This is a genomic window from Pleionea sp. WD8-19 (genome assembly GCF_055326765.1).
Genome location: NZ_JBUZOU010000006.1, coordinates 60478 through 83510 on the forward strand (window position 1 = coordinate 60478; position 23033 = coordinate 83510).

Sequence of the window (23033 nt, forward strand, 5' to 3'; positions counted from 1 at the left end):
ATACTCTAATTACTTGAAAATCATGGTAATTAATTCATTTTGTTACGCAATTGGTTATCTTTCTTTGTTCTGTTATCTTCTTGGGCTGCAGTCGCAGATTTACCGCAGCGTTTGGTTGTGGATGAGTTGCTGGCAGAAAACAAACTGAATCAGAATACGATAGAAGTCGTTCATGAAGATTCTTACGGCTTTTTATGGATTGGTACGCAAAGCGGACTGCATTTTTATAATGGTCACGATCTGTTTTTATTTCAAAGTGAATTACAAAGTAATCAAGGTTTGTTCGATAGTTTTATCAAAGATATAACATCGTCACGAAACGGTGATCTTTGGGTATTGAGTCTTAATGGCATCAGTCAGCTCGATCGAACGCAAATGAAGTTTAACCGAATACTCGGTGATGATGAATTTGCATCAATTGGTGCAGTTCAAAACATACAATACGACCCGAAAAAAAATGTTTTATATTTGATCTCTGATACTCAATTGTTCCAATTTTCATTACAAAGTAGGGCATTAAATAAAGTATATAGCGCAAAGTCACTTAGGTTGTTTAAGTGTGAGCGAAGTGGCATTCTCGATACATCGGTTTTACTTGTTAATGGTACGCAATTAATTGAAGTCGATACTCTTGATACCATTAATTTACCTCCAGAAATTAAAGATAAAATACAATACGCTAAGTTTTATTATGAGAAATTAGTCGTCGTATCCAATGGTTCTTTCTATATAAAAGATAAGAGTGGAAAGTGGGCATCATCGGTTAGAATAAAAGCAATCGACAATGCGCAAATTTCTGGAATGGTGATTGATGACCAGGAACATTTATGGCTTTCTATTGAAGGTGTCGGTTTATACCTAATCTCGCTCAAAGGTCAAGAAGCAATACTTTTCGATTATAGAAACAGTAATCTTAGTGAACTGGCTTTACGTAATCTCTATATAAGCAGTGAGCAAGTGCTCTGGATTGGCACTGCGACACAGGGACTATTAGGCTACGATTTACTTGGGCAAAAATTTGAGACCTTTCAGTTAAAAGATAAAGAAGGTTCCATCGCGAATAATCACATCCGCAGTGTCAGTGGGAATAGTCAGTTTTTAATACTTGGAACCGATAGTGGCCTCACTCGCGTATCATACGATAGAAAAGTGCAGGAAGTTATAAGTGATAAAATTCGCGTGCTAGATATTTTAAATATGGATGATGATGTGGTTTGGGTGGCGACGGACAAAGGATTAAAAGCATATGACTCAATTAATAATGAACTTACAACAATTGTTGATAATCATGGCGTTTTAAAAAATTTAATGATTCGTAGTCTTTCTAAACTAAAGGATTGGATCTTAATAGGTACTAATGATCTCGGCGTTTTGTTTTATAACTCAATTGAAAATGAAGTGGTATTCCAGGATAAACGCATTGGAGGGCATCAGTCTACCGTACCGATCATTTTAAAAACCTATGTCGATAGTAAAAATCGCGTTTGGATAGCACACTTAAAAGGACTTGATTTAAATGAATATGAATTTAAAGGGAATCAAGTATTGCCTGTCTCTTCAACATCACTTTTGGATAGTGTATTAGTGAGAGATGTAATACAGTTTTCTGAAAATAAATACTATGTAGGTACTCATGCTGGATTAGTAGAATTTACGTTTGAATCAGGACAATTGCTTTCATCACAATATTTCGGACGTAATCAAGGTTTGCCAGACAATACTGTGTATGCAATGGAGCGCCATTACGATGAGGGTATTTGGTTTACTTCAAATCAGGGAGTGAGTTATTTTTCTATGACTGACAATACATTCACACATTTCCAAAATGAAAAGCATCTTGGGCAACTTGAGTTTAACGGAGCTGCGAAATATAGAGATTTTAATAACAATATATATTTTGGAGGAATCAATGGGTTAACGATCATTAATTCATTATCAAAAGTAAGAAAGGTGACTAAGCCGGTTTGGATTTATCAAGTAATGTATGATGAAAATTTCACTCGGTTGCATATTTTGCCAAACGAAAGACTAGAGTTTAATCGCTTGCAAAATGTATTTACTGTTAAGTTTGCTAATACCAATTTGAGTTTGACGCAAAAACCAATATTTCGTTACCGCTTGAATCAGCAAAACTACATCAATATTGGCGAACGAAATGAAATTGTACTCGCCGGATTGAAGCCAGGAGATTATTCGTTGCAGTTAGAGTCTAGAGTAGGTGGCAGTGATTGGGTTCAGTCGAGGAATAGTTTTCAGTTTAAAATACATCCTATATTTTGGGAGACGACAGCGGCTAAACTAATTTATTTGTCAGTTATCAGTTTGTTTGTTTTCGTTCTTGGAATGCAGGAGTACCGTCGTCGTCAACAAAATAAACGTGCGTTAGAAGTCATAAAAACTAATGAAGAGCGATTGACAATGGCGCTTACAGCCAGCGAGCAAGGGCTTTGGGACTGGGTGCGAAGTAAAAACGAAATGATTCGATTTAACGTAGAGCACTTCTTTGATCTTGATGAGTCTGCAAGCAGCTTTGAATTTATTGATAAAGTAGTACATCCAAAAGATTTACCTAATGTCATCAATGAGCGAGAACGGTTTTTGCGAGATAAAGATGAGTTCGATATTCAGTATCGAGTTTGCTCAAAGGATGGTGGTTGGAAATGGGTTCATGATAAAGGAAAAGTTATAGAGCAGAGTGCTGATGGCGAAATTTTACGTGCGACGGGCACCTATACTGACATTACACACTTAAAACGAGCCCAACTCGAAAGTGTGTTATCGAATGAAATTATTCGAAACATGGCTGAAGCGGTCGTCGTCATGGATAATCAGCGAAAAGTTGCTTTTGTTAACTCGGCATTTTCCCGAATGACTGGCTACGATTTTGATGAGGTCATAGAGCGAAGCTTGATTCATCTACGCTCAAGTAAACATTCGGATCAGTATTACGATAAAATCTGGAATGAGTTTGAATTAGAGGGCCGCTGGTTTGGTGAGTTTTGGATTCGCTGTGCTGATGGGAAGGATATTTTATGTGCGTTAGAAGCATTCCATATTACCGATGAAGAGTTGGAAGAGTATTTGAGCGTTCTAATTTTTAACAACATTACTGAAAAACGAAAAGCCGAAGAAGAGTTGAGCTTTTTAGCGCGTTATGATGCATTAACCGGGCTGCCGAACCGTAATTTGTTTTTTGATAGATTGCATCACGCAATTGCCTTGGCTCGCCGTCACCATCATAAAATTGCAGTAATGTTTATCGACTTAGATGGATTTAAGAAAGTGAATGATTCATTCGGTCACCATGCTGGAGACCGTTTACTGAAAAAAGTATCGGAAATTATCAGTAACTGTATAAGAGATGGAGATACTTTGGCACGACTCAGTGGCGATGAATTTATTCTAATTGTTGAAGACTATCAAAGTGAACAACAACTCGAGATTATTGCACAAAAAGTGCTCGAAAATTTACAAGTGCCTATTGATATTGGCGAAAACCAGGTGAACATTAGTTGCAGTATCGGTATTAGCCAATTTCCGAACGACTCCATTGAACCTGAAGCCTTAATGAAGTATGCCGATACCGCTATGTATTACGCTAAAGATAAAGGAAAAAATTGCTTCTATTTTTATCAAGGAGAAATGCACGAAAAATTAATTCAAAGAATTAGTATTGAGAACTATTTGCGCAATGCAGTAGACAACAATGAGTTGTATTTGGTTTTTCAGCCCATTGTTCGTTTATCGGATCAAAAAGTGGTAGCTGCGGAAGCTTTAATCCGTTGGAATAGTCCTGAATTAGGCCAAGTGTTTCCTTCGGACTTTATTCCGCTGGCCGAAGAATCGGGCATGATTCTTAAAATAGGACATTTTGTACTACAGACAGTTTGCGAAAAAATCAACTACTTAGCAAATCAATACAATGAACCACTGACAATAGCTGTAAATGTATCGGTTAGGCAACTTATGTCTGACACCTTTGTCGACGAAGTGAAAGAAATTTTAGATTACTCCCGTATTAATCCTGAACTATTAAAAATTGAAATTACAGAAAGCCTCTTAATGGCGAATGCCAGTCAGACCAGCGATGTCGTTAATCGTTTAAAACTGCTTGGTGTCACCGTTTCGATTGATGACTTTGGTACTGGGTATTCATCACTGAGTTATCTTAAGCGATTCGCCATTGATGAACTGAAAATTGATAAGGAGTTTATCGCAGATATTCGAGAAAATACTAAAGAAGAAACGATTGTGAATGCCATTATTGCACTTGCTGGTAGTTTAGGAATGGTGGTTGTAGCTGAAGGGGTTGAGTCAAAAGCACAATTAGAATATCTTAAGGCGCACAATTGTCAATTTGCGCAGGGGTATTACTTCAGTAAGCCTTGCAGTGGGCAGGCGTTAGAAGAGCTTATAAAATCCTCTAATAAGCCCTAAGCCCTAAGCCCTAAGCCCTAAGCCCTAAGCCCTAAGCCCTAAGCCCTAAGCCCTAAGCCCTAAGCCCTAAGCCCTAAGCCCTAAGCCCTAAGCCCTAAGCCCTAGGCGTTATAAGTGGAGTTGGAAATTTTAAATAATAAAACTAAAGATTTCCAAGACTCGTCGTAAAATTCAATATATCGAAGCACTTGAATCTTTGCATCACTCATGAGTGGTACTCTTTTCAGGTAACAGTTATCAGTAGAGTCGATTTATATTAAAATCCCGTTAAAATCGATAAATTAAGTCAACAACGTTATGAGTAAGCAATCAAAGTCAATTATAAAGCTTCATTATCAAGTATCCGTTGAAGATGCCGTAGCTCACTTATTTAAAGTCAAATTCAGTGTTTCCAGCACTAAACCCGAATTGGTATTAAAACTCCCGAACTGGATTCCTGGCAGTTACATGATTCGAGATTTTTCCAAACATATTGTCGACTTTAAAGTAACCGATTCGTTGGGTAAAAATGTTGAGCATTCGAAGCGAGATAAAAGTTGCTGGGTTGTCAAAAATAGAAAGGAAAGAGTTGACATTGAATACCTTGTGTACGCTTGGGACCTTTCAGTAAGAGGCGCGCACCTTGATCAAACGCATGGATTTTTTAATGGCACCAGTTTGTTTTTTCAGATTGAAGGTATGGAAAATGAGGAGTGTTACCTAACCATACATAAGCCCGACTTTTCTGGTTCAGAATCATGGCAGGTGGCAACAGCTATGAAACCGGCTCAACATGTTAACGGTTTAACTTCTGAACTGGACAGGGGATTTGGTAATTATTGGTGTGAAAACTACGATGAACTGATCGATCACCCAGTTGAAATGGGGCGTTTTGGCCGTTTTAGCTTTTCAGTAAAAGGCATTCCTCATGAGTTAATTATCACCGGAGAGCATAATGGTGATATGCCACGTATTGTCAGTGACTTAACAGCAATTTGTGAAAAACAAGTTGAGTTTTTTGGAAGTTTACCAAAGTGCGTTAACAAATACTTGTTTCTCGTTCATGTATTACCACAAGGTTATGGAGGGCTTGAGCACCGAAGTTCTACCGCTTTGCATTGTGGCTACGCAGATCTTATTAACGCCAAAACAATTAGAAAAACCTCCGAATATATTAACTTTTTAACACTGTGTAGCCATGAGTATTTTCATACTTGGAATGTGAAGCAGATTAAACCGAAAGCTTTTTTACCTTATCAACTGGATCGAGAGACTTATACAAAGCAACTTTGGATTTTCGAAGGGTTTACTTCGTATTATGAAGATCGGATGGCTTATAAAAGTGGTGTTTTAACCGAGGAGGAATATTTAAAATTACTGGCCGAAGCGATTACCCGGGTGCACCGAGGAAAAGGTCGTCATTTGCAGTCGGTTGCTGATTCTTCCTTCGATGCTTGGACTCGCTTTTACCAACAGGATCAAAACGCGCCCAATGCTATTGTAAGTTATTACACTAAAGGTAAATTGATCGCACTGTGTCTTGATTTATTGGTCCGTAAACAATCAAATAATCAAAAAAGTCTTGATCAAGTAATGCAATATTTGTGGCAACATTATGGAATGAAACAGGTTGGTCTTGAAGAAGGAGAGCTAGAAAGAATATTTGATCGGGAATTTAATTTGGAATTGAAGGACTTTTTCGATCAATACGTGTATTCCATGAGAGAGTTGCCAATAAAAGAGTTTCTCAGTTGGGCAGGTGTTGACCTATTCTGGCACTCGGTACCCAGTTATAAAGCATTGGTTGCAGAAGATTCCAATGTTGATGTTAACTTAGGAGCAACGGTAAAACCCAATAATGCTGGCGCCGAAATTGTTACTGTCTTCCATGATTCCAATGCTTACTTAGCGGGTTTGGCAACTGGCGATATCGTTGTCGCACTGGATCATATCAAAGTAGATGCGACTAATCTGGAATCGCGATTTTCGTTGCTGGAGCCTGATCAAATGGTTACTCTACATTATTTTCGGCATGAGCGTTTATATGAATCTAAATTTCAATTGAAAACAGCTGAAGCGAATACCTGTCGATTAGTAAAACAAGAGAGTACTGAATTACCAACCGTTAAATGGCTATCCAATTAGGGAGTTTTATGAAAGTTGTATCATTTAATATCAATAGCCTTCGTGCCAGAGTGCATCAATTACAAGCGGTCATCGATCGTATCGATCCTGATGTCATTTGTTTGCAGGAAACGAAAGTGTCCGATGACGATTTCCCATTATCAGAAGTCGGCGACTTAGGTTATTTTGTCGATTACCACGGTCAAAAAGGTCATTACGGCGTAGCGACTTTTTCAAAAACGCAACCTGTTGAAGTGATTAAAGGTTTTAAGAACGATGACGTGGACGCACAAAGACGCGCAATTACGACTTTTTATCAGATTAATGGCAAAAGAATTGGTGTTTTTAACGGTTATTTTCCGCAAGGTGAAAATCGAGCGCATGAAGTTAAGTTTCCCGCGAAGCAAAAATTTTATGCGGACTTGAATTTAATGCTGGACGAACTTGATTGTGAAAATTTTATTATTCTGGGTGATTTCAATATTTCTCATACCGACGCTGATATCGGCATTGGAGAGGCAAATCGTAAACGCTGGTTACGTACTGGTAAATGCAGCTTTTTACCTGAAGAAAGAGAGTGGATGGCGTTATTGATGTCGAAAGGTTATTTTGATACGTATCGCAAGCATTATCCGCAAGTGAATGATCGGTTCAGTTGGTTTGATTATCGAAGTAAAGGATTTGAAGACGATCCCAAACGAGGTTTACGTATCGATTTAATTCTTGCCTCTAAAAGTTTGCACGATCAATGCATCGCCTCAGCCATTGACTATGACATTCGTGGAATGGAAAAGCCTTCTGATCATTGTCCAATTTGGAGTGAATTCAAAATAGAATAACTAGCAACTTGCGATGGCGCCTTTTTGAACACCTTCAAAGGCGCGTATTTTAATAACATCGCCCGGGTATTGTTGTTTCAATTCTGCTGCCAAATGCTCCGCAATGAGCTCAACTGTTGAATCGGTATTTAAGAAGTCGCAAACTCTTTGCGGTAAGCTTAATTCAAAGGCTCCCTGATTGGCCTGATAGGCTACTTTTACATAGGGTTCATCGTTGATAGTAAACTTTTCGACCAGATCTTCATTGGTGATCAAGTATATATCTCGCCACTTTTCAGCGATGGCATGTTCCAACGCTTGATCACGTTGATTATTACGTAACACCACAATGCGAGAACGATGTCCGTGTGCGATACGTTGACAATCGCCGTAGTGTTTTTTCAGCCCATGGGAATAATGATAATAGGCGCCTTCTATGACTTCATTGCGTAAATTGATACTCAGTCCGGTCACATTAGACGGTAAAATATTCAGTAAGCTCTGATGTAAGTAGGGGAGAACACTCTCAAAGTCGACTTTTTTCGCTGGAATTAAGGCAACAGCCTGTTCCGGTGAACGATGTCGGTATTCCGCGCCATCTCGGGTTTTAAGCGTCATGATGAGTTGATCATCGATCTGCTCCAATGTCAGATCGTCGTATCTTTGCGGTACCAAAAATTTATGATCGATCAGTTGATCCACGTGCGCTTTGATTTGCTTTTTCACATGTGCGAAATCGAAAACCATACCGTTTTCATCGAGGCTCCCTTCGAGTTCAACGTCCATTATCCAGCTTTCACCAACGATTCCGCGGTTTGGATGAAAGTAAGAAAAGTCGATTACCGTCAGTTGTTCAACAAATAATTGCGTCATGTCTTGAATTTATCTTCTTCAACGAGTACCTTTCCTGCTGGATTTTTGGCTAATCATGCAGAGGGTGTGAATTCATTACCGTTTGCGAAGTTTAGCATAATGAAGCCTCACTCGGGATCTGTGAACTTAAAGTTATCTCGTTCAACAGCTCTGCGGGCGGGGACTGATGCAAATCAAGGTTGCACAAATGAAAAATTATCATATTTATGGGATTGGCAATGCGCTGGTCGATATTGAAATTGAGGTAACGGAAGAGGAGTTGGCGCGCCTTGGCATTGACAAAGGTGTCATGACCTTGGTGGATGAGGAGCGACAAAACTTTTTACTCGAAGCATTACCTGGAACGCATCACAAACGTGCTTGTGGTGGTTCGGCGGCCAATACGGTAATTGGCGCAGCGAAACTGGGGGCCGAATGCTTTTATAGCTGCAAAATCGCCAATGACGAAACGGGTGATTTTTATGCAGATGATTTAAAACAGGAAGGCGTCGACTCTAATTTAAACCATCATGAGCGTGAACCGGGCCATACAGGAAAGTGCCTGGTAATGGTTACACCAGACGCTGACCGAACAATGAACACGCATCTTGGTATCACCGGTGATCTCAGCTACTCACAAATTGATGAGTCAGCACTGCTACGATCGGAATGGCTTTACATCGAAGGTTATCTCGTGAGTACGGACGCAGCGCGTGAAGCGGCAATAAAAGCACGTGGTTTTGCACGGGAAAACAACATTAAAACGGCTATGTCATTTTCGGATCCCAGCATGGTAAAGTTTTTCGCCGATGGATTGAAAGATATGCTGGGAAAAGGTGTGGATTTGCTGTTTTGCAATCGAGATGAAGCACTGATGTTTACAGGTAGCGAAACATTGGAAGATGCCTTTGAAGCGTTAAAAGGGTGGGCTACTCAATTTGCAATTACCACGGGTTCTGATGGTGCATTACTTTGGGATGGTGAGCAGCAAATTTCTGTTTCAGCACAGAAAGTGAAGGCGGTTGATACCAATGGTGCCGGTGATCTTTTTGCAGGGGCATTTTTGTACGGCCTTAATCATAAGCTGAGTTTTAAGCAGTGTGGTCAATTGGCAAGCTTTGCTGCGGGGCACTTGGTCACCGAGTTTGGCCCCCGATTATCAGCTGATGGACTAAAGCAGGTAAAAGCTTACCTTAAAGGTAATTTTGCATGAAAAACTTATGGATTTTACGCCACGGAGCGGCAAGCTGGAAAGCCGACAGTGATGAATCAAGAGCGCTCTCTGAAGCCGGACTTAAAGAAATCGCCTCTGTAGCGAAAAAAGTGGAAAGTATTAAACCGCTGAAGGTCTGGTGCAGTCCTTATTTACGGGCGCAGCAAAGTTGTGCCCAGTTCTTGAAAAACTGTGATTGTGACATTATCGATCAAAGGGAAGAAGCATTGCTTAAACCAGAGTCAGGCGTAGAGCTGACTGAAGAGCTGATTAATGCGACCGAGTTTGAAAACTTGCTTTTGGTCAGCCATATGCCGCTGGTAGGCCGGCTAACTCATAGACTCACACACGATGAGCGGATAGGCGGTTTTCTCACTGGTCAACTTGTGCATTGTATTCAACTCAAACCGGAACTCAACTGGCAAGTTTCGGCGATTTACTCTCCCAGCCCACAGACCTCTTAAGTGCTGTAGGCAATGGCTTTTCGGGCGTAAAACTCGTAAAATTGCCCGCTTTCGCAATAACCGGGAACCCACCTTGAACCAGCCGTTAGTTTTTAGTCGTAACCGTGCCGAGTCTCGTGCAGGTTTGTGGCGTACTGTTTTTATTACTCTCAGCACCTGGGTATTGACCTTTTATTATTGTTGGAAAGCCATTGGGGTGGTGTTGTTTACCAAACAACCACGCGAGAAAATCGATACTGTCATTCGTCAGTGGTCCAGTTCGTTGTTGAAACTCGTGGGTATGAATATTCAAGTGGTTGGAGAGTTTAAGCCTTATCCCGGCAAGCCATGCATCATCATGTGCAATCACTCCAGTGCTTACGATATTCCTGTCAGTTTTCTTGCGATTAATGGCAGTGTACGAATGTTGGCAAAAAGAGAGCTTTTCAAGATACCCTTATTTGGTCGGGCTATGTTAATGAGTGAGTTTATGTCGATAGACCGACAAGACAAAGAACGAGCGAAACGGGATCTGGATTTTGCTCGTAAAAAAATGGAAGACGGCATTAATATTTGGATCGCACCGGAAGGGACACGTTCGAAAGATGGGCAATTACTGCCTTTTAAAAAGGGTGGGATGCATTTAGCCATTCAAACGGGTGCTTTGATAGTGCCAGTGGTTATCAAAGACATTCATCGCGTTTTGCCAACAAAAACTTTTCGATTAAACTTGAATCAAACCGTTGAGTTCCGAATCGGTAAGCCGATAGATGCAGCGGAGTTTAGTTTTGATTCGCGTAATAAACTAACGGAAGAAGTTCGCGTACGAATGCAAACCATGTTGGAGCCGGAAATGGGGCAGTGGAAAAATGACTGATTGTTTAAGCGAAGAGCAAATGCAGGACGCCGTAAAAGATTTATTCACCATTGCTGATTGGATACGATGGGTCACCAGCCGGTTAGACGAAGCGGGTGTTTATTTTGGTCATGGCACGGATAACCCTTGGGACGAAGCGCACGCATTGGTTCTACAGGCGCTTAACCTGCCGTTTGACTTGCCCGAAAAAATGTACCCTGCAAGATTAACAAGTAGCGAAAAATCCAAAGTTATCGAGTTTGTTGATCAAAGAATTAATCATCGAAAACCCTTAGCTTACATTACGAATTTTTCTCTTTTTTGCGGCTTACCCTTTTATGTGGATGAGCGTGTGTTAGTTCCTCGTTCGCCCATTGCTGAGTTGATTGAAAACCGGTTTGCGCGTTGGACTGATCCGGACTCCGTAGTGTCAATTCTTGATCTCTGTACCGGCAGTGGTTGTATCGCTATTGCCTGTGCACACTATTTTGAAAATGCATTTGTCACAGCAACCGATATTTCAAGCGATGCATTGGCTGTAGCAGAAGCGAATGTTGAACAACACGGACTGGAAGAACAACTTTGTCTTTTGCAAAGTGACTGCTTTGATCAAGTTCCGGAACAACAATTCGATATTATTGTATCGAATCCACCGTATGTGGACGCCGAAGATATGTTCGATTTACCTGAGGAATATCGACAGGAACCTGAGCTTGGCTTGGCATCCGGTGAAGATGGGCTGGATTTGACTCGACGTATTCTAGCGCAAGCCGCAGATTATTTAACTGAAAATGGTATTTTGGTTGTGGAAGTTGGAAACAGTTGGCCAGCTTTAGCCGCAGCGTATCCGGAAGTACCGTTTGACTGGGTGAGTTTTGAACGTGGTGGAGATGGTGTTTTTATTTTAACGCGCGAACAGCTGAAGCACTTTAAAAATTAACCGGTATTTTTGATTCGTTGCCGAAAATGATATTGAATATGGCGAAACTCCCATCCGCGATAAATGGACTTTAACAGTTTTGCCAATTTACCGGGTGCCGGAGTAAAGCAGGGATAACGATACCAGTCATTTCCTTGACCTTTGTAAACGACGGTTTTTTCCTTTCGTCCCATCCACTGTTCCCATTTACTGGGCATCAGCCTAAGCGTGACTTCCATACAATCTTGATCGAGCTTACTGGGTTCAACTTTTACGATTTGTGCTGGCATAAGGTGACTACTTGCTGGAAAACGTTGTAATTATAGTCAATTTTTGTCGGAAGTTGAATATCTCTTTTTGGGATGTTGTGGGGAGGGGAAGTCCTAAGCACTAAGTAGACATAGCGACGTATATGGCACTTACTACTTAGAGCTTAGAACTTTGAGCTTAGAATTGGTTTTACCCACACTTGGAGTCGCCGCAATTCAAGCAGGTCATGCAGCCGTCCATCAGAATGGAAGCTTTCACCATACACTTATTACAAAGTTGAGCGCCTTCCGGGTATTCCGAATCCGACTTAGATTCGCTGGCTTGCGCACCTTCAAACTGCTTGCGTTTTTCGTCGATCAGCGCTTTTTGGTGTTCGTCCAAGTTATCGTCTTTCAGCAAACCAATCATTTTTAAATGAGATTCGATTGCTTCGCCAATTTCAGCAACCAACGAAGGCATAAAACGACCACCGCGTTTAAAGTAACCACCTTTGGGATCAAAAACCGCTTTAAGCTCTTCTGCAAGGAAGGTGCAATCACCACCTTTACGAAAAACGGCCGAAACAACGCGCGTTAAAGCCACGACCCATTGAAAGTGGTCCATATTTTTTGAGTTTATAAAAATCTCAAAAGGTCGACGTAACTCATGTTCGGTACCCGGATTGAGCACGATGTCATTAATGGTGACATAAAGTGCGTGCTCCGATAACGGCGTTTTAATTTTATAAGTCGAACCGAGCAGCATTTCTGGACGTTCAACACTTTCGTGCATTTGTACGATCTCTGCGCTGGGCTTATCTTCTTTTACTACGGGTGTATTTTCAACTTCGTCTTTTTTAATTTTGTAGCCGACGATAGCTTTGTCAATTTTGTGTGCCATTTTCTAATTCCTTAAACGTTGCCTTGAGTGGATGGTTAAAGTTTTCCGTAATAACCTTCTTTCAAGGCGTCAAACAGGTTGGCTGCGGTATGAGTTTCACCGTCGTATTCTATTTCTTCATTACCTTTCACTTCAATGGTACTGCCATCTTCTAGAGTGAATTGGTATGTCGTATTTTCCAAATCTTTTTCTTTTACCAATACGCCCTGGAACACTTCCGGGTTAAAGCGGAACGTTGTACAGCCTTTTAAACCTTGTTTGTAGGCGTAGGTATAGATGTCTTTAAACTCTTCGTAATCGAAATCGGTCGGCACGTTTGCCGTTTTTGAGATTGAAGAGTCAATCCACTTTTGCGAAGCGGCTTGAATATCAACATGTTGAGTTGGCGTAATGTCATCGGAAGTGACAAAGTACTCTGGTAACTTTTCTTCTTCATTTTCGGAAAATGGCATGGCTTTAGGGTTTACCAACGCACGATAAGCCAGCAACTCGAATGAGAATACATCCACTTTCTCTTTTGACTTTTTACCTTCTCGAATCACATTTCGAGAGTAATGATGCGCGAAACTTGGCTCAATACCATTACTGGCATTGTTAGCCAACGACAAAGAAATCGTTCCCGTTGGTGCAATCGAAGAGTGGTGGGTAAAGCGAGCACCAATTTCAGCCAGCTCTTTTGCTAGCTCGGGGTCTTCCTGTGCGACTTGTTGCATGTAGCGACTGTATTTTGCATGTAACACTTTACCTTTAATTTTGTCGCCAACTTTAATGCCGTCTTTTTTCATTTCAGGGCGTAAACGCAGCATTTCGCCAGTCACTTTAAAGTCTTGTTCCATAATGGGTGCCGGGCCTTTTTCCTTTGCCAGATCCAGCGCTGTGCGCCAGCCTTCCATTGCCAAAGCTTTGGTAACTTCTTCGGTAAACTCTACCGACTCTTTTGAGCCATACTTTTTACGGAGCATCGTTAGCGTTGATCCTAAGCCTAAATAGCCCATTCCGTGTCGGCGCTTGTTTAAAATTTCTTTCCGTTGACCTTCGAGCGGTAGGCCGTTAATTTCGACGACATTATCGAGCATACGTGTGAATATGCTTACCGCTTTACGGAATTTTTCCCAGTCAAACTCGGCTTTTTCAGTAAAGGGCTTTTTGACAAATTTAGTGAGGTTGACCGAGCCTAACAAACAGGAACCATAAGGTGGCAAAGGCTGCTCACCACAAGGGTTGGTTGCACGTATGTTTTCACAGAACCAATTGTTGTTCTTTTCGTTGACTTTGTCGATTAAGATGAATCCTGGCTCGGCAAAATCGTAAGTGGATGACATAATCAAATTCCACAAGTTTTTTGCACGAATGGTTTTGTGAATCCGACAAGCGACTCGACCTTCTTTGTCGGTGATATAACCTTCCTTTTGCGGCCAATCACGCCAAATGACCTGCTCAGGGTTTTTAACATCGATATTATCGATCTCCACTTCTTTTTCAGAAAGCGGAAAAGCCAAATGCCAGTCGGTGTCTCCAATGACCGCTTGCATAAATTCATCGGTGATCAAAAGAGATAAATTGAACTGACGTAAACGACCATTTTCTCGTTTAGCTCTAATGAAATCCATAACATCGGGATGGCCCACATCAAACGTTGCCATTTGAGCGCCACGACGACCTCCCGCACTTGATACGGTAAAACACATTTTGTCGTAGATATCCATAAACGACAATGGACCCGAGGTATAGGCGCCAGCACCAGAAACGTAAGCATTTTTCGGGCGTAAAGTAGAAAACTCATACCCGATACCACAACCGGCTTTTAATGTAAGGCCTGCTTCGTGTACTTTGGCTAAAATATCGTCCATCGAATCGCCGATGGTGCCAGAAACCGTGCAGTTGATGGTGGAGGTGGCTGGTTTATGCGCCAGTGCGCCCGCATTCGACATAATTCGGCCGGCAGGTATCACACCGTTGCGTAACGCCCATAAAAATTGTTCGTAGCATTCTTCTTGTTTCTCTTTGGCTTCAACATCCGCCAAAGCTCTTGCCACCCTTTGGTAAGTTGCATCAATGGTTTCATCAACCGGGCTACCGTCTTTTGCTTTTAAGCGGTATTTGGTATCCCAGATGTCGACCGAGGTGGATTGAAGTTCGATGTCAAAGTTACTAGCTTCTATTTGTTTTTTTAGCGCTGTCATGGTGCTCCGATCCCTTCGCTGTGTGTGTATAAGTCTGTTGATAACGGCTGGTAAACTTGTGGAAAGCCAGTGAGCACAGATGAATATCTGTACAAGATATGGTGGCTCGCCTTGGAATAATCACAATATATAGGATCTTAAAAATTGTGACAAACAAAAATATCTCTATATGTGGTGCTGTTCTGCACAATGTTTCGCTATATCTTTGAATGTTGGGAAAATTTCAAAAAAAAATTATTTTCATTGACTTTTTGGGGTGATCGACTACCTATCTAAGTGTTTAATTTATATCCTGTTTTCGATATTTTTTAAGAAATAAACTGGGACTGAAATTTAGTCAGTTTTGCTATAAAATACGACGCTTTTTAGACCTTAAACTTGTAGTTTTATCTGTGCCTGAAATTATCAAACTTAAGCAATTGCAAGAATTATTCAACGAGCTGTTTCTCTTCAGTGAAAATACACGTCTGGTATTTGGAAAAGAGGAACCTTTTTATCAGGCGGCACGAGGTGAACTACCTGCAGAAGTGCAATCGCGCGAAGACTTTTTATCCAGTGCTTTGCATGAAATAGCGCATTGGACCATTGCAGGAAAAGAGCGCCGAAAAATCGACGATTTCGGCTATTGGTATAGCCCGGATGGACGAACCGAAGCCAAACAAAAAGCATTTGAGCAGGTCGAAGTTAAACCTCAAGCTGTTGAGTGGGCACTTTCGATAGCTTGCAAACAAACCTTTCATTTTTCAGCAGATAACCTTGGCAGCGACATTGGCGCGTCAGAAACCTTTAAAAAAGCCGTATCGGCACAACTGTACGAATATTGGCATAATGGTTTACCAATACGAGCGCAGATATTGTTCGATAGTCTCATCAATCAATATTTGGATGGGATTAAACCTCCGTTTCCACAAAGCGCCAAACGCTACTTATAGGGGTTGAAATGTTTACTGTGGGTTTTCTTGTCAATCCATTTGCGGGTATCGGGGGCAGTGTCGCTTTGAAAGGCAGCGATGGGACCGACATTCGCGAGGAAGCTTTGCGTCGTGGGGCCGAGCAGCTCTCTCCTTTAAAAGCGCAAACGGCCTTGGAAAATATTCCGGCAAATTTACGATCAAATATTAAACTGTTAACCGCTTCGGGGAACATGGGAGAAACCGCTGCTCGTAAAGCCGGGTTTAACACGCAAGTGATCGCACAAGTTAAACAGCCCAGCCATGCCAGCGATACGCAGCGATTGATTAAATTGTTTGAAAAAGAGTCTGTCGATCTTATTCTTTTTGCTGGAGGTGATGGCACCGCAAGAGATGTCTTTGCGGCATTAAACGACGATATTCCAGTACTCGGAATTCCTACCGGTTGCAAAATACATTCGGGAGTTTATGCCGTTACACCAAAAGCCGCTGGCGTGCTAATTGGTCAGTTAGCAGCTGGCGAAATTTTGTCACTCCGTGAAGCCTCTGTTATGGATATTGATGAAGAAGCTTTTCGAACGGGTAAGGTGAAAGCACGAAATTTTGGCAGCATGACGGTTCCCGATTCATTGCAATTTGTCCAAGCAACCAAGCAAGGAGGCAAAGAAGTGGAAGAGTTGGTGCTGGAAGATATTGCGGCTGATGTCATCGAACAAATGGAGCCTGATACTTATTACGCAATTGGATCAGGTTCCACTTGCGCCGCAATTATGGAGCAACTGGGGTTGCAAAATACTTTACTCGGTGTCGATATTATAAAAAACGGCGAGTTAGTTGCTAATGATGTGACCGCAAAAGAGTTACTAGAGCTGGTTAATCAAGAAAAGCCTTTGGAAATTTTCATCACTTTAATTGGTGGGCAAGGGCATATTATTGGACGGGGTAATCAACAGATCTCTCCAGCGTTGATTCGGAAGATTGGCTGGCATCATGTTCATGTGATTGCGACCAAGTCGAAACTGAAAGGGCTTGATGGGCGACCACTGATTGTGGATAGTGGAGATGCTCAACTGGATGAAGAGCTGAAAGGAACCATAAAAGTGATTACCGGGTATCACGATGCGGTTTTGTATCAAGTTGGGGTAGAGTATTAATCTTCGAAGCTGAAGAAATCTTAGATTAAACAGCTATACTTTTTGAAGCTTTTACTTAATACAGCCCTGAACATGAACTTATCCTTTCAAGTCTTTCACCAGAAAGACATCATTAGAAGCGATATTGACGGAAAGTTTAATTTGGATGAAACTTTATCCATTTTGAAAGACTTGACTGCGCGCCCTGAGTTGCCCGACTCTTATGATATTTTGTTTGATTTGCGGCAATCTATTTGCACACTCAATGAACTGGATATTTTTGCAATTGCGGAGTACATGATGGATCATGCGGAAGCTTTTTCGGGAAAAATTGCTGTTTTACTTGATAATATGAGCGCCATTGACAGAGCGCGCTTTTTAAGCTGCTGTACAGGTAAAAATATCGAAATCGAAATATTTTTTGATCTGGAAAAAGCAGAAGCCTGGTTAACCAGTGAGTAACCTTGTCTTTTGAAGCCTTAAAGCGACTAAAAACTAAAATTAACCGTCACAGAAAGGTTTAACGATGACTCAATGTCTAAGTTAACTCTACGGTTGTCATTTAGGTTGAATTCGTAATGCGCACTAAAATCTTTTCCTAGTATTGTACTGAATGTCGTGCTTTTCGAATATTGCCAATCGAGTACGGCTGTAAACCGATAAGCTTTAAAGTTGAAATCCGAACCTTGTTCCAAATTTCTGTCCAAAACATACCATTGCGCACCAACGGGCTCAAAAGCTAACTTCCAATTCCAATTATCGTGGAGTTGATGCTGAACACTTAAAACGGGATAGCTTAATAAAAATTGTGTGCTCTCTCTTTGCCAGTTAATTCCTATGTGAGGATAGAGCTGTTCTTTACCAAAAAGGTAATCATTGCAAAATCCGAGTTTAAATGACCACTCGGTTGTAAGTTTCGTCTGATAAACCGCTGCTCCCCACCATTGCAACATTTTATTATTGTATCGATGAGGTCGCTTATTTAAGTTGGAAGAGGAGGCTAAAGCAGGTGCAAGTGCAAGACGAAAGTTGGAGTTTAAGCTGTTGCTTATTAATTGTATTGGAAAGTAAACCGTGTGATGGTGGCCGTTGGATTGAGCATCCAACGCATCAATATTAAGAATGGTGTATTGATGAGCAATGCCAAAATAAGATGTTTTGTTGCTCGGATGCTGATTTTTAAAGGTCAGTTGAACGTTAAAGTTTTCTTGTTTAACACTTGCTGAAGAGTTGTCAGCACTGGCTCTCTTTGAGAGTGATTGACTTAAGTTTAGTCCGGTACTGAACGGAAAAGGACCACTGCACAGGTTTGAACTTGCCAAAGCAGAATGAACAGGCAAGATGAAGCAGATGATAATTAGTTTACGACCAACGCGTTCTATCATGATTACTCATATCGAATTTTAATTAGTTTAACTATATGACTAAGCATTTTATTACAAGGATAGGAAAAAGCTTCATTAACCAATGTATGTACAATTTTTAGTCTAACTTTAAGACGTGTTCACACTTCGCTGCTCTAGGAGTTGAAGATGTGGTAACACATTGTTTTTAAAAGAGAAGTGTGGGGTTTTTATTGGTTGAGTCGGTTGTTTATGTGGTTTGGATATCTCGATGTTGGAATAGTTGTGGATGAAAAATGTAATGACCCGTAAAATACGGCTTTTCTTTAGAATTTATCTAAAAATGGAGTCAAAGTGAATCGACGTGGATTAATTGGAAGCGCTTTTTTAGGCGCAACCTCAGTGTTAGTTACGCAAAATGCTACTGCTGCTGAGACGGGCCGAAATTTAAAAGTTTTTAGTAACATATCAGATATGAAGCTTTCAACAGATTTGAAAGAAGGGGATTATGTTGTTACCGAAGGATATTACATCGCAGGTGATGGAGGAGGAGGTCAATATAAAATAAAAGTTGAGTGTTCGGTCGGGGAGGAAGGCGGTGCATTTCACTCTTTGGCAAATGGACTAAAAGCCGAACTTATACATGGCAATGTAATTAATGTGCTTCAGTATGGAGCTCATAGGAACAATGGCGAGTTAACTTTAACAACAGATGCTTTAATTAGAGCAAATTCGTTTTCGAATAGTACAAAATTACCGGTATACATACCTACAGGAGAATATCAGTTTTCGCCTCAAGAAACTTTAACTCTTGGCGATAAGACTCAGTGGGTCGGTGAGAACAAAGACAGTGTTATTATTAAGTGCATAACAGGAAATAGAGATTTCAAACTGTTTCAATTATCTACTTTTTCAAGCTTTGAAAATATTACTATAGAAGGCGACAATGTATTATACGGTACAGGAATATTTATTAGGCATGAAGTGGCTGGGATCAATTTTTCTTCGCGAATAAAAGTTCAAGATGTGGTAATTAGAAATTTTAAATCTGCAATAGAGTTAGATGGAACTTGGAACGCTAACATTGATAATGTTGAAGTTGAGTTTTGTGGTAGAGGAATTACAGCGGTCCCTTCAGATCCAGCGCTATATTTTACAACCCTAAGCTTAAATAAGGTTTTTGTAAATGAATGCAATGGGTATGGGTTAAGAATAGAGAGTTCAGGTAGCCATTATTCACAAGCTATTCACCTAAATGACATTATTATTCAAGGATGTGCAAGTAATACGGATAGCTATCAAGCAAAAATTTCTCGTTGCCGGACTTTAAGTATACATAATTGGTATTCTGAAGGTGTTGAAAGCAAACCCGCATTATGCCTTTATCAAGCAAGTGTAGATATCAACTCAATGCATTTGAAAGGTACTGGTGGAATAAAAATAGAAGAAGCTCCTTATATTCCTGCGCATAAGGATTTTGTTAGCATCAGAAATATCACCACTACAAGTGATTCAGATATATTACATACAGAAGGAAGAAATCATTTGCATCTAACTATTGCAAATTCTGTTGTTTCTGGCGAGAGTATTGTTCGAGCAAAAACATGGCACTTTACTAATACGCAAATAAAGTTTATTCGGGATGCTGATGAGCGTTTTTTTGGTCCTGATGGATTAGAAGTGTAATGAGGTGTTTAGTTGCAATTGTAATTCGTAAATCCAAACGCAAAAACTGAGCGATTATAAGTGATATAAGAACTCATTCATAAGTACAATTCGCCAGTTGACATGACTTAAAGTGATACTGGCTCTGAATGTAGTAAGGTTAATTGTATTAATTAGGAGTGGACCTAATGCACGGTAAATGCCTGTGTGGTAACGTTGAATTTGAAATCGACTCTGAACAATTAAAACTCTATCAGTGTCATTGTTCACTGTGCCGAAAGCAAAGTGGAACATACTCTAATGCAGCGACTATCGTACCAGTCGATAAACTTCGTTTTATATGTGGCTCAGACAGTATTTCCAGTTGGGTAAAAGATTCCGGTTTTCGGTCGGACTTTTGTTTGAAGTGCGGCTCACCTGTTCCTAACCCACTTCGCGAATTAGATTATTATTGGGTGCCCGCTGGTTTGCTGGAGGAAAATGATAGTATTAAGTTAGAGGTTGTTTCGCATATATTTTGGGGTTCGAGAGCTTCTTGGGAACCCGATTCGGCGTTGACAACAGAAAGGCACATAGAATTTCCAGGATTTATCGAGCACATTAAAACTTTGAACCAATAAGTTCATGCCTTATCTTTGTTTTTGCTAAACTTTGATGCCATTTTTCTCAATGTCTATACTTAGAGTTTTAAATCTCCAGTCTCAATTTTTTCTCTATTTCGGGGTCAATAACGAGGATGAGCAGAGTTTCTTCAACTCTATTATCGGCACTGATTCTTCTGGTGTCTGGGCTGAGTCTTTGCGAGGAACCTGATGGTTATCGTGACGACCTGTTCAGTCTCGGTATTGAAGAGTTGATGAAAATAAAAGTGAAAATCGCTTCTGGAATTGATCAAAGTCTTCGAGACGCTCCTGCAGCAATAGTGGTCATTACGGATAAGGATATTCAAAAGAGAGGCTATCAAAGCCTTAATGATGTCATTGGTGATCTTCCAGGGTTCGATTCAATTAATATTTCGGGGACCAGTCAGCTCAACTTCTATCAGAGAGGGTACCGGACACCATCCTCGACACGTACTCTCATAATGGTCAACGGTATTGTTGATAACCATCTTTGGTCTCAACAAGTGCAATTGTTGCAGCAGTATACTTTATTAAACGTAGAGCGAGTGGAAGTGCTCTATGGGCCAGCCAGTGCAATTTACGGTGCGAATGCGTTTATGGGTATTATTAATATCGTTACCCCATCGTTAGAAAAAGGAGAAAATACTTTTTTGTTTCGTAATCGCGCGCAGTACGGAAGTTTTGAGTCCAAAAGTATCGATGCTCATTTTCAAGCAAAGCAAGATAAGCTTTCGTATCAGTTTTCCACTCGATTTTACGACAGTGAAGGACCGGAAATAGGAGACTTTAACTCAAAGTGGGGGTTTGCGAGCGAATCCTGGTTATCGGACCAAAACGTTTGGGGACCAATACTGAATGAGTCACATAACGGGATCCGTTATGGCGAGTATTACAGTCCTTCGCAATCGAAAAGCTTTCAAGGTGATTTACATTACGCTCATTTTTCCATAGGCACCCTAAACTGGAAAGCGCGCAGTGGTTATGGTGTTTACTACAGTTTCGATCATGCTCAACCCAATGCATTTTGGAATCATTCATCTAACCAAACGTTTATAAAATACAACAGCATTTTATCACGTGAACTGTCGCTAACATCGATGTTGCTCTATCGAGAAAATCGTACCTGGGGAGACTGGGCTGAAGCAGAACCCGATTCAACGCCAGGCTTTGAAGAGTATTCATTTGTTAGCCTATCTGGCTGGAACTCAGAGAATAACAGTTGGTTGTTAAAGCAAGATTACGATTGGCAGCCGAAAAGTAATATACGCATCAATGGTGGTTGGAAATACGAGCGAAAAACATTAACGAGAGCTTACGATGTTTGCGGCTATTGGGCCGATGCGTTTTGTTCAAGTGCGGATGCGCAAAACATGGGTCCTTTGGGTTTAGGAGCAGGAATCGATCACAGTAGCAGTGATCGTTATGCAATACAGCCCGGTCCATTGTCAAATATGCCCGATGATAATTTGATTACGTTCAATGATAAAGGTACTTATCTACAAGCAAGCATCGACAAGAGCCCTTATTTATTTAATGCGGGTATTCGATACGATAAAAACAGTATTTATGGGGCATCAATCAATCCCCGAGCTTCAGCCATTTACAACTATTCTCGTCAAACCACCTTCAAGCTACTTTTGGGAACCGCTTTTCAGGAGCCTTCCGCGCAAGCATTATTTGGAAGCTGGAGTGGACGCAATGCAAACGTGGACTTAAAACCAGAGAAAGCAAGGAACCTGGAATTTATAATGCTGTACCAAACAACGCATTGGTTACATGACGTGTCCGTTTTTAAAGCTCATTATAAAAATGTCATTCAGGAAGAAGCTGAAAACACGGGCCGAAGAGATATTCGAGGGTTGGAGTATCGAGGCAAATTTCAATATGTGAGTTCCATTGACAATACTAATGATATCACTGGCTACCTGTACTACACCTATACACGAACAATCAGTGATATCTATTTTGACCATGAGCTTAGTGAATGGGCTGATGGTCAAACGGAAATTGGAGATATTGCACCTCATAAAGTGAATATGGGCGTTGACATACCCTTCAGTGATCGTTGGGCGGTCAATTTAAGAAGTCAATTTGTTAGTAAAAGAGTGCTTTATAGCAGGAATCCTTTGCGGGCTGATGATAAGCCGTTACCAAGTTATCATTTAGTGAATATAAACCTGCGTTATCAAAAGCCTGATCACTCAATAACTTTTTCGGTTAACAATATTTTCGACAAAACTTATTCTCAGCCCGGAGGAGAGCACGCGAATTCAGGTGAGCGGTTTGATGAGCGCGCACTGGGGTATCAAAACTCTTTAATCATACAAACGGGGCGAACTTATTTTATTTCTTTTAATGGCCACTGGTAATCAACGAGTGAAGTCG

18 protein-coding genes are annotated in these 23033 nt (G+C 40.8%); 13 read left to right on the forward strand and 5 right to left on the reverse strand.

Annotated features, from left to right (window positions below; translation table 11 throughout):
- Window positions 1–39 precede the first annotated feature (39 nt).
- The 3 genes from ACTUJY_RS09085 (at window position 40) to xthA (ending at window position 7379) form a co-directional block, all read left to right on the forward strand.
- Window positions 40–4437, forward strand: coding sequence for an EAL domain-containing protein (locus tag ACTUJY_RS09085; protein WP_463615764.1), 4398 nt, complete (start codon window positions 40–42; stop codon window positions 4435–4437).
- A gap of 297 nt (window positions 4438–4734) precedes the next feature.
- Entirely contained in the window at window positions 4735–6561 is a 1827-nt protein-coding gene (locus ACTUJY_RS09090) for a M61 family metallopeptidase (protein WP_463615765.1), read from the forward strand.
- Window positions 6562–6569: 8 nt separating this feature from the next.
- Window positions 6570–7379, forward strand: coding sequence for an exodeoxyribonuclease III (xthA, locus tag ACTUJY_RS09095; RefSeq protein ID WP_463615766.1), 810 nt, complete (start codon window positions 6570–6572; stop codon window positions 7377–7379).
- Here the strand turns inward: xthA and ACTUJY_RS09100 are convergent, their stop codons facing one another.
- On the reverse strand, window positions 7380–8231 hold the full coding sequence (locus ACTUJY_RS09100) for a 6-pyruvoyl trahydropterin synthase family protein (RefSeq protein WP_463615767.1): 852 nt from the start codon (window positions 8229–8231) through the stop codon (window positions 7380–7382).
- A gap of 166 nt (window positions 8232–8397) precedes the next feature.
- On the opposite strand from ACTUJY_RS09100, the gene ACTUJY_RS09105 reads away from it, so the two are divergent.
- The 4 genes from ACTUJY_RS09105 (at window position 8398) to prmB (ending at window position 11662) form a co-directional block, all read left to right on the forward strand.
- Window positions 8398–9423, forward strand: coding sequence for an adenosine kinase (locus ACTUJY_RS09105; RefSeq protein WP_463615768.1), 1026 nt, complete (start codon window positions 8398–8400; stop codon window positions 9421–9423).
- The gene (locus tag ACTUJY_RS09110) at window positions 9420–9887 is read left to right on the forward strand and encodes a SixA phosphatase family protein (protein WP_463615769.1); all 468 of its coding nucleotides are present in this window, start codon (window positions 9420–9422) and stop codon (window positions 9885–9887) included. The genes ACTUJY_RS09105 and ACTUJY_RS09110 overlap by 4 nt, the downstream gene beginning before the upstream one ends.
- 73 nt (window positions 9888–9960) lie before the next feature.
- Complete coding sequence (locus ACTUJY_RS09115; protein ID WP_463615770.1) at window positions 9961–10743, forward strand: lysophospholipid acyltransferase family protein; 783 nt, start codon at window positions 9961–9963, stop codon at window positions 10741–10743.
- Window positions 10736–11662 carry a 50S ribosomal protein L3 N(5)-glutamine methyltransferase gene (gene prmB, locus ACTUJY_RS09120; RefSeq protein WP_463615771.1) on the forward strand — a complete coding sequence of 309 codons (927 nt, stop codon included), beginning with the start codon at window positions 10736–10738 and terminating at the stop codon, window positions 11660–11662. Before ACTUJY_RS09115 ends, prmB begins: the two co-directional genes overlap by 8 nt.
- On the opposite strand, the gene ACTUJY_RS09125 is transcribed toward prmB, so the two are convergent.
- From ACTUJY_RS09125 to ACTUJY_RS09135, 3 genes are all read right to left on the reverse strand, one after another.
- Window positions 11659–11931, reverse strand: a complete 273-nt coding sequence (locus ACTUJY_RS09125) for a hypothetical protein (RefSeq protein ID WP_463615772.1) — start codon at window positions 11929–11931, stop codon at window positions 11659–11661. The two genes, prmB and ACTUJY_RS09125, sit on opposite strands and share 4 nt — an antisense overlap.
- A 169-nt stretch (window positions 11932–12100) precedes the next feature.
- Window positions 12101–12790, reverse strand: coding sequence for a TSCPD domain-containing protein (locus ACTUJY_RS09130; protein ID WP_463615773.1), 690 nt, complete (start codon window positions 12788–12790; stop codon window positions 12101–12103).
- 35 nt (window positions 12791–12825) lie between these two features.
- The gene (locus ACTUJY_RS09135) at window positions 12826–14973 is read right to left on the reverse strand and encodes an adenosylcobalamin-dependent ribonucleoside-diphosphate reductase (RefSeq protein WP_463615774.1); all 2148 of its coding nucleotides are present in this window, start codon (window positions 14971–14973) and stop codon (window positions 12826–12828) included.
- A 392-nt stretch (window positions 14974–15365) separates the two neighbouring features.
- Here ACTUJY_RS09135 and ACTUJY_RS09140 point away from each other — a divergent pair, with 392 nt between their 5' ends.
- From ACTUJY_RS09140 to ACTUJY_RS09150, 3 genes are all read left to right on the forward strand, one after another.
- Entirely contained in the window at window positions 15366–15905 is a 540-nt protein-coding gene (locus ACTUJY_RS09140; RefSeq protein ID WP_463615775.1) for an elongation factor P hydroxylase, read from the forward strand.
- An 8-nt stretch (window positions 15906–15913) separates the two neighbouring features.
- The gene (locus tag ACTUJY_RS09145) at window positions 15914–17038 is read left to right on the forward strand and encodes an ATP-NAD kinase family protein (RefSeq protein ID WP_463615776.1); all 1125 of its coding nucleotides are present in this window, start codon (window positions 15914–15916) and stop codon (window positions 17036–17038) included.
- Between the two features lie 72 nt (window positions 17039–17110).
- The gene (locus tag ACTUJY_RS09150; protein WP_463615777.1) at window positions 17111–17479 is read left to right on the forward strand and encodes a hypothetical protein; all 369 of its coding nucleotides are present in this window, start codon (window positions 17111–17113) and stop codon (window positions 17477–17479) included.
- 26 nt (window positions 17480–17505) lie between these two features.
- On the opposite strand, the gene ACTUJY_RS09155 is transcribed toward ACTUJY_RS09150, so the two are convergent.
- Complete coding sequence (locus tag ACTUJY_RS09155; protein ID WP_463615778.1) at window positions 17506–18402, reverse strand: hypothetical protein; 897 nt, start codon at window positions 18400–18402, stop codon at window positions 17506–17508.
- Between the two features lie 312 nt (window positions 18403–18714).
- Here ACTUJY_RS09155 and ACTUJY_RS09160 point away from each other — a divergent pair, with 312 nt between their 5' ends.
- The 3 genes from ACTUJY_RS09160 to ACTUJY_RS09170 all read left to right on the forward strand — a co-directional run bounded on the left by ACTUJY_RS09160 (window position 18715) and on the right by ACTUJY_RS09170 (window position 23017).
- Window positions 18715–20046, forward strand: coding sequence for a hypothetical protein (locus tag ACTUJY_RS09160; protein ID WP_463615779.1), 1332 nt, complete (start codon window positions 18715–18717; stop codon window positions 20044–20046).
- A 167-nt stretch (window positions 20047–20213) separates the two neighbouring features.
- Window positions 20214–20645 carry a GFA family protein gene (locus tag ACTUJY_RS09165; protein WP_463615780.1) on the forward strand — a complete coding sequence of 144 codons (432 nt, stop codon included), beginning with the start codon at window positions 20214–20216 and terminating at the stop codon, window positions 20643–20645.
- 116 nt (window positions 20646–20761) lie between these two features.
- Window positions 20762–23017, forward strand: a complete 2256-nt coding sequence (locus ACTUJY_RS09170; RefSeq protein ID WP_463615781.1) for a TonB-dependent receptor plug domain-containing protein — start codon at window positions 20762–20764, stop codon at window positions 23015–23017.
- The last annotated feature ends 16 nt before the right edge of the window (window positions 23018–23033 follow it).

Excerpts from the sequence above, each read along its gene's own strand:
- ACTUJY_RS09090 (WP_463615765.1), top strand. The coding sequence starts at position 4,735 with ATGAGTAAGCAATCAAAGTCAATTATAAAGCTTCATTATCAAGTATCC.
- xthA (WP_463615766.1), top strand. The coding sequence starts at position 6,570 with ATGAAAGTTGTATCATTTAATATCAATAGCCTTCGTGCCAGAGTGCAT.
- ACTUJY_RS09100 (WP_463615767.1), bottom strand. The coding sequence starts at position 8,231 with ATGACGCAATTATTTGTTGAACAACTGACGGTAATCGACTTTTCTTAC.
- ACTUJY_RS09105 (WP_463615768.1), top strand. The coding sequence starts at position 8,398 with ATGCAAATCAAGGTTGCACAAATGAAAAATTATCATATTTATGGGATT.
- ACTUJY_RS09110 (WP_463615769.1), top strand. The coding sequence starts at position 9,420 with ATGAAAAACTTATGGATTTTACGCCACGGAGCGGCAAGCTGGAAAGCC.
- prmB (WP_463615771.1), top strand. The coding sequence starts at position 10,736 with ATGACTGATTGTTTAAGCGAAGAGCAAATGCAGGACGCCGTAAAAGAT.
- ACTUJY_RS09125 (WP_463615772.1), bottom strand. The coding sequence starts at position 11,931 with ATGCCAGCACAAATCGTAAAAGTTGAACCCAGTAAGCTCGATCAAGAT.
- ACTUJY_RS09130 (WP_463615773.1), bottom strand. The coding sequence starts at position 12,790 with ATGGCACACAAAATTGACAAAGCTATCGTCGGCTACAAAATTAAAAAA.
- ACTUJY_RS09135 (WP_463615774.1), bottom strand. The coding sequence starts at position 14,973 with ATGACAGCGCTAAAAAAACAAATAGAAGCTAGTAACTTTGACATCGAA.
- ACTUJY_RS09145 (WP_463615776.1), top strand. The coding sequence starts at position 15,914 with ATGTTTACTGTGGGTTTTCTTGTCAATCCATTTGCGGGTATCGGGGGC.
- ACTUJY_RS09150 (WP_463615777.1), top strand. The coding sequence starts at position 17,111 with ATGAACTTATCCTTTCAAGTCTTTCACCAGAAAGACATCATTAGAAGC.
- ACTUJY_RS09155 (WP_463615778.1), bottom strand. The coding sequence starts at position 18,402 with ATGATAGAACGCGTTGGTCGTAAACTAATTATCATCTGCTTCATCTTG.
- ACTUJY_RS09165 (WP_463615780.1), top strand. The coding sequence starts at position 20,214 with ATGCACGGTAAATGCCTGTGTGGTAACGTTGAATTTGAAATCGACTCT.
- ACTUJY_RS09170 (WP_463615781.1), top strand. The coding sequence starts at position 20,762 with ATGAGCAGAGTTTCTTCAACTCTATTATCGGCACTGATTCTTCTGGTG.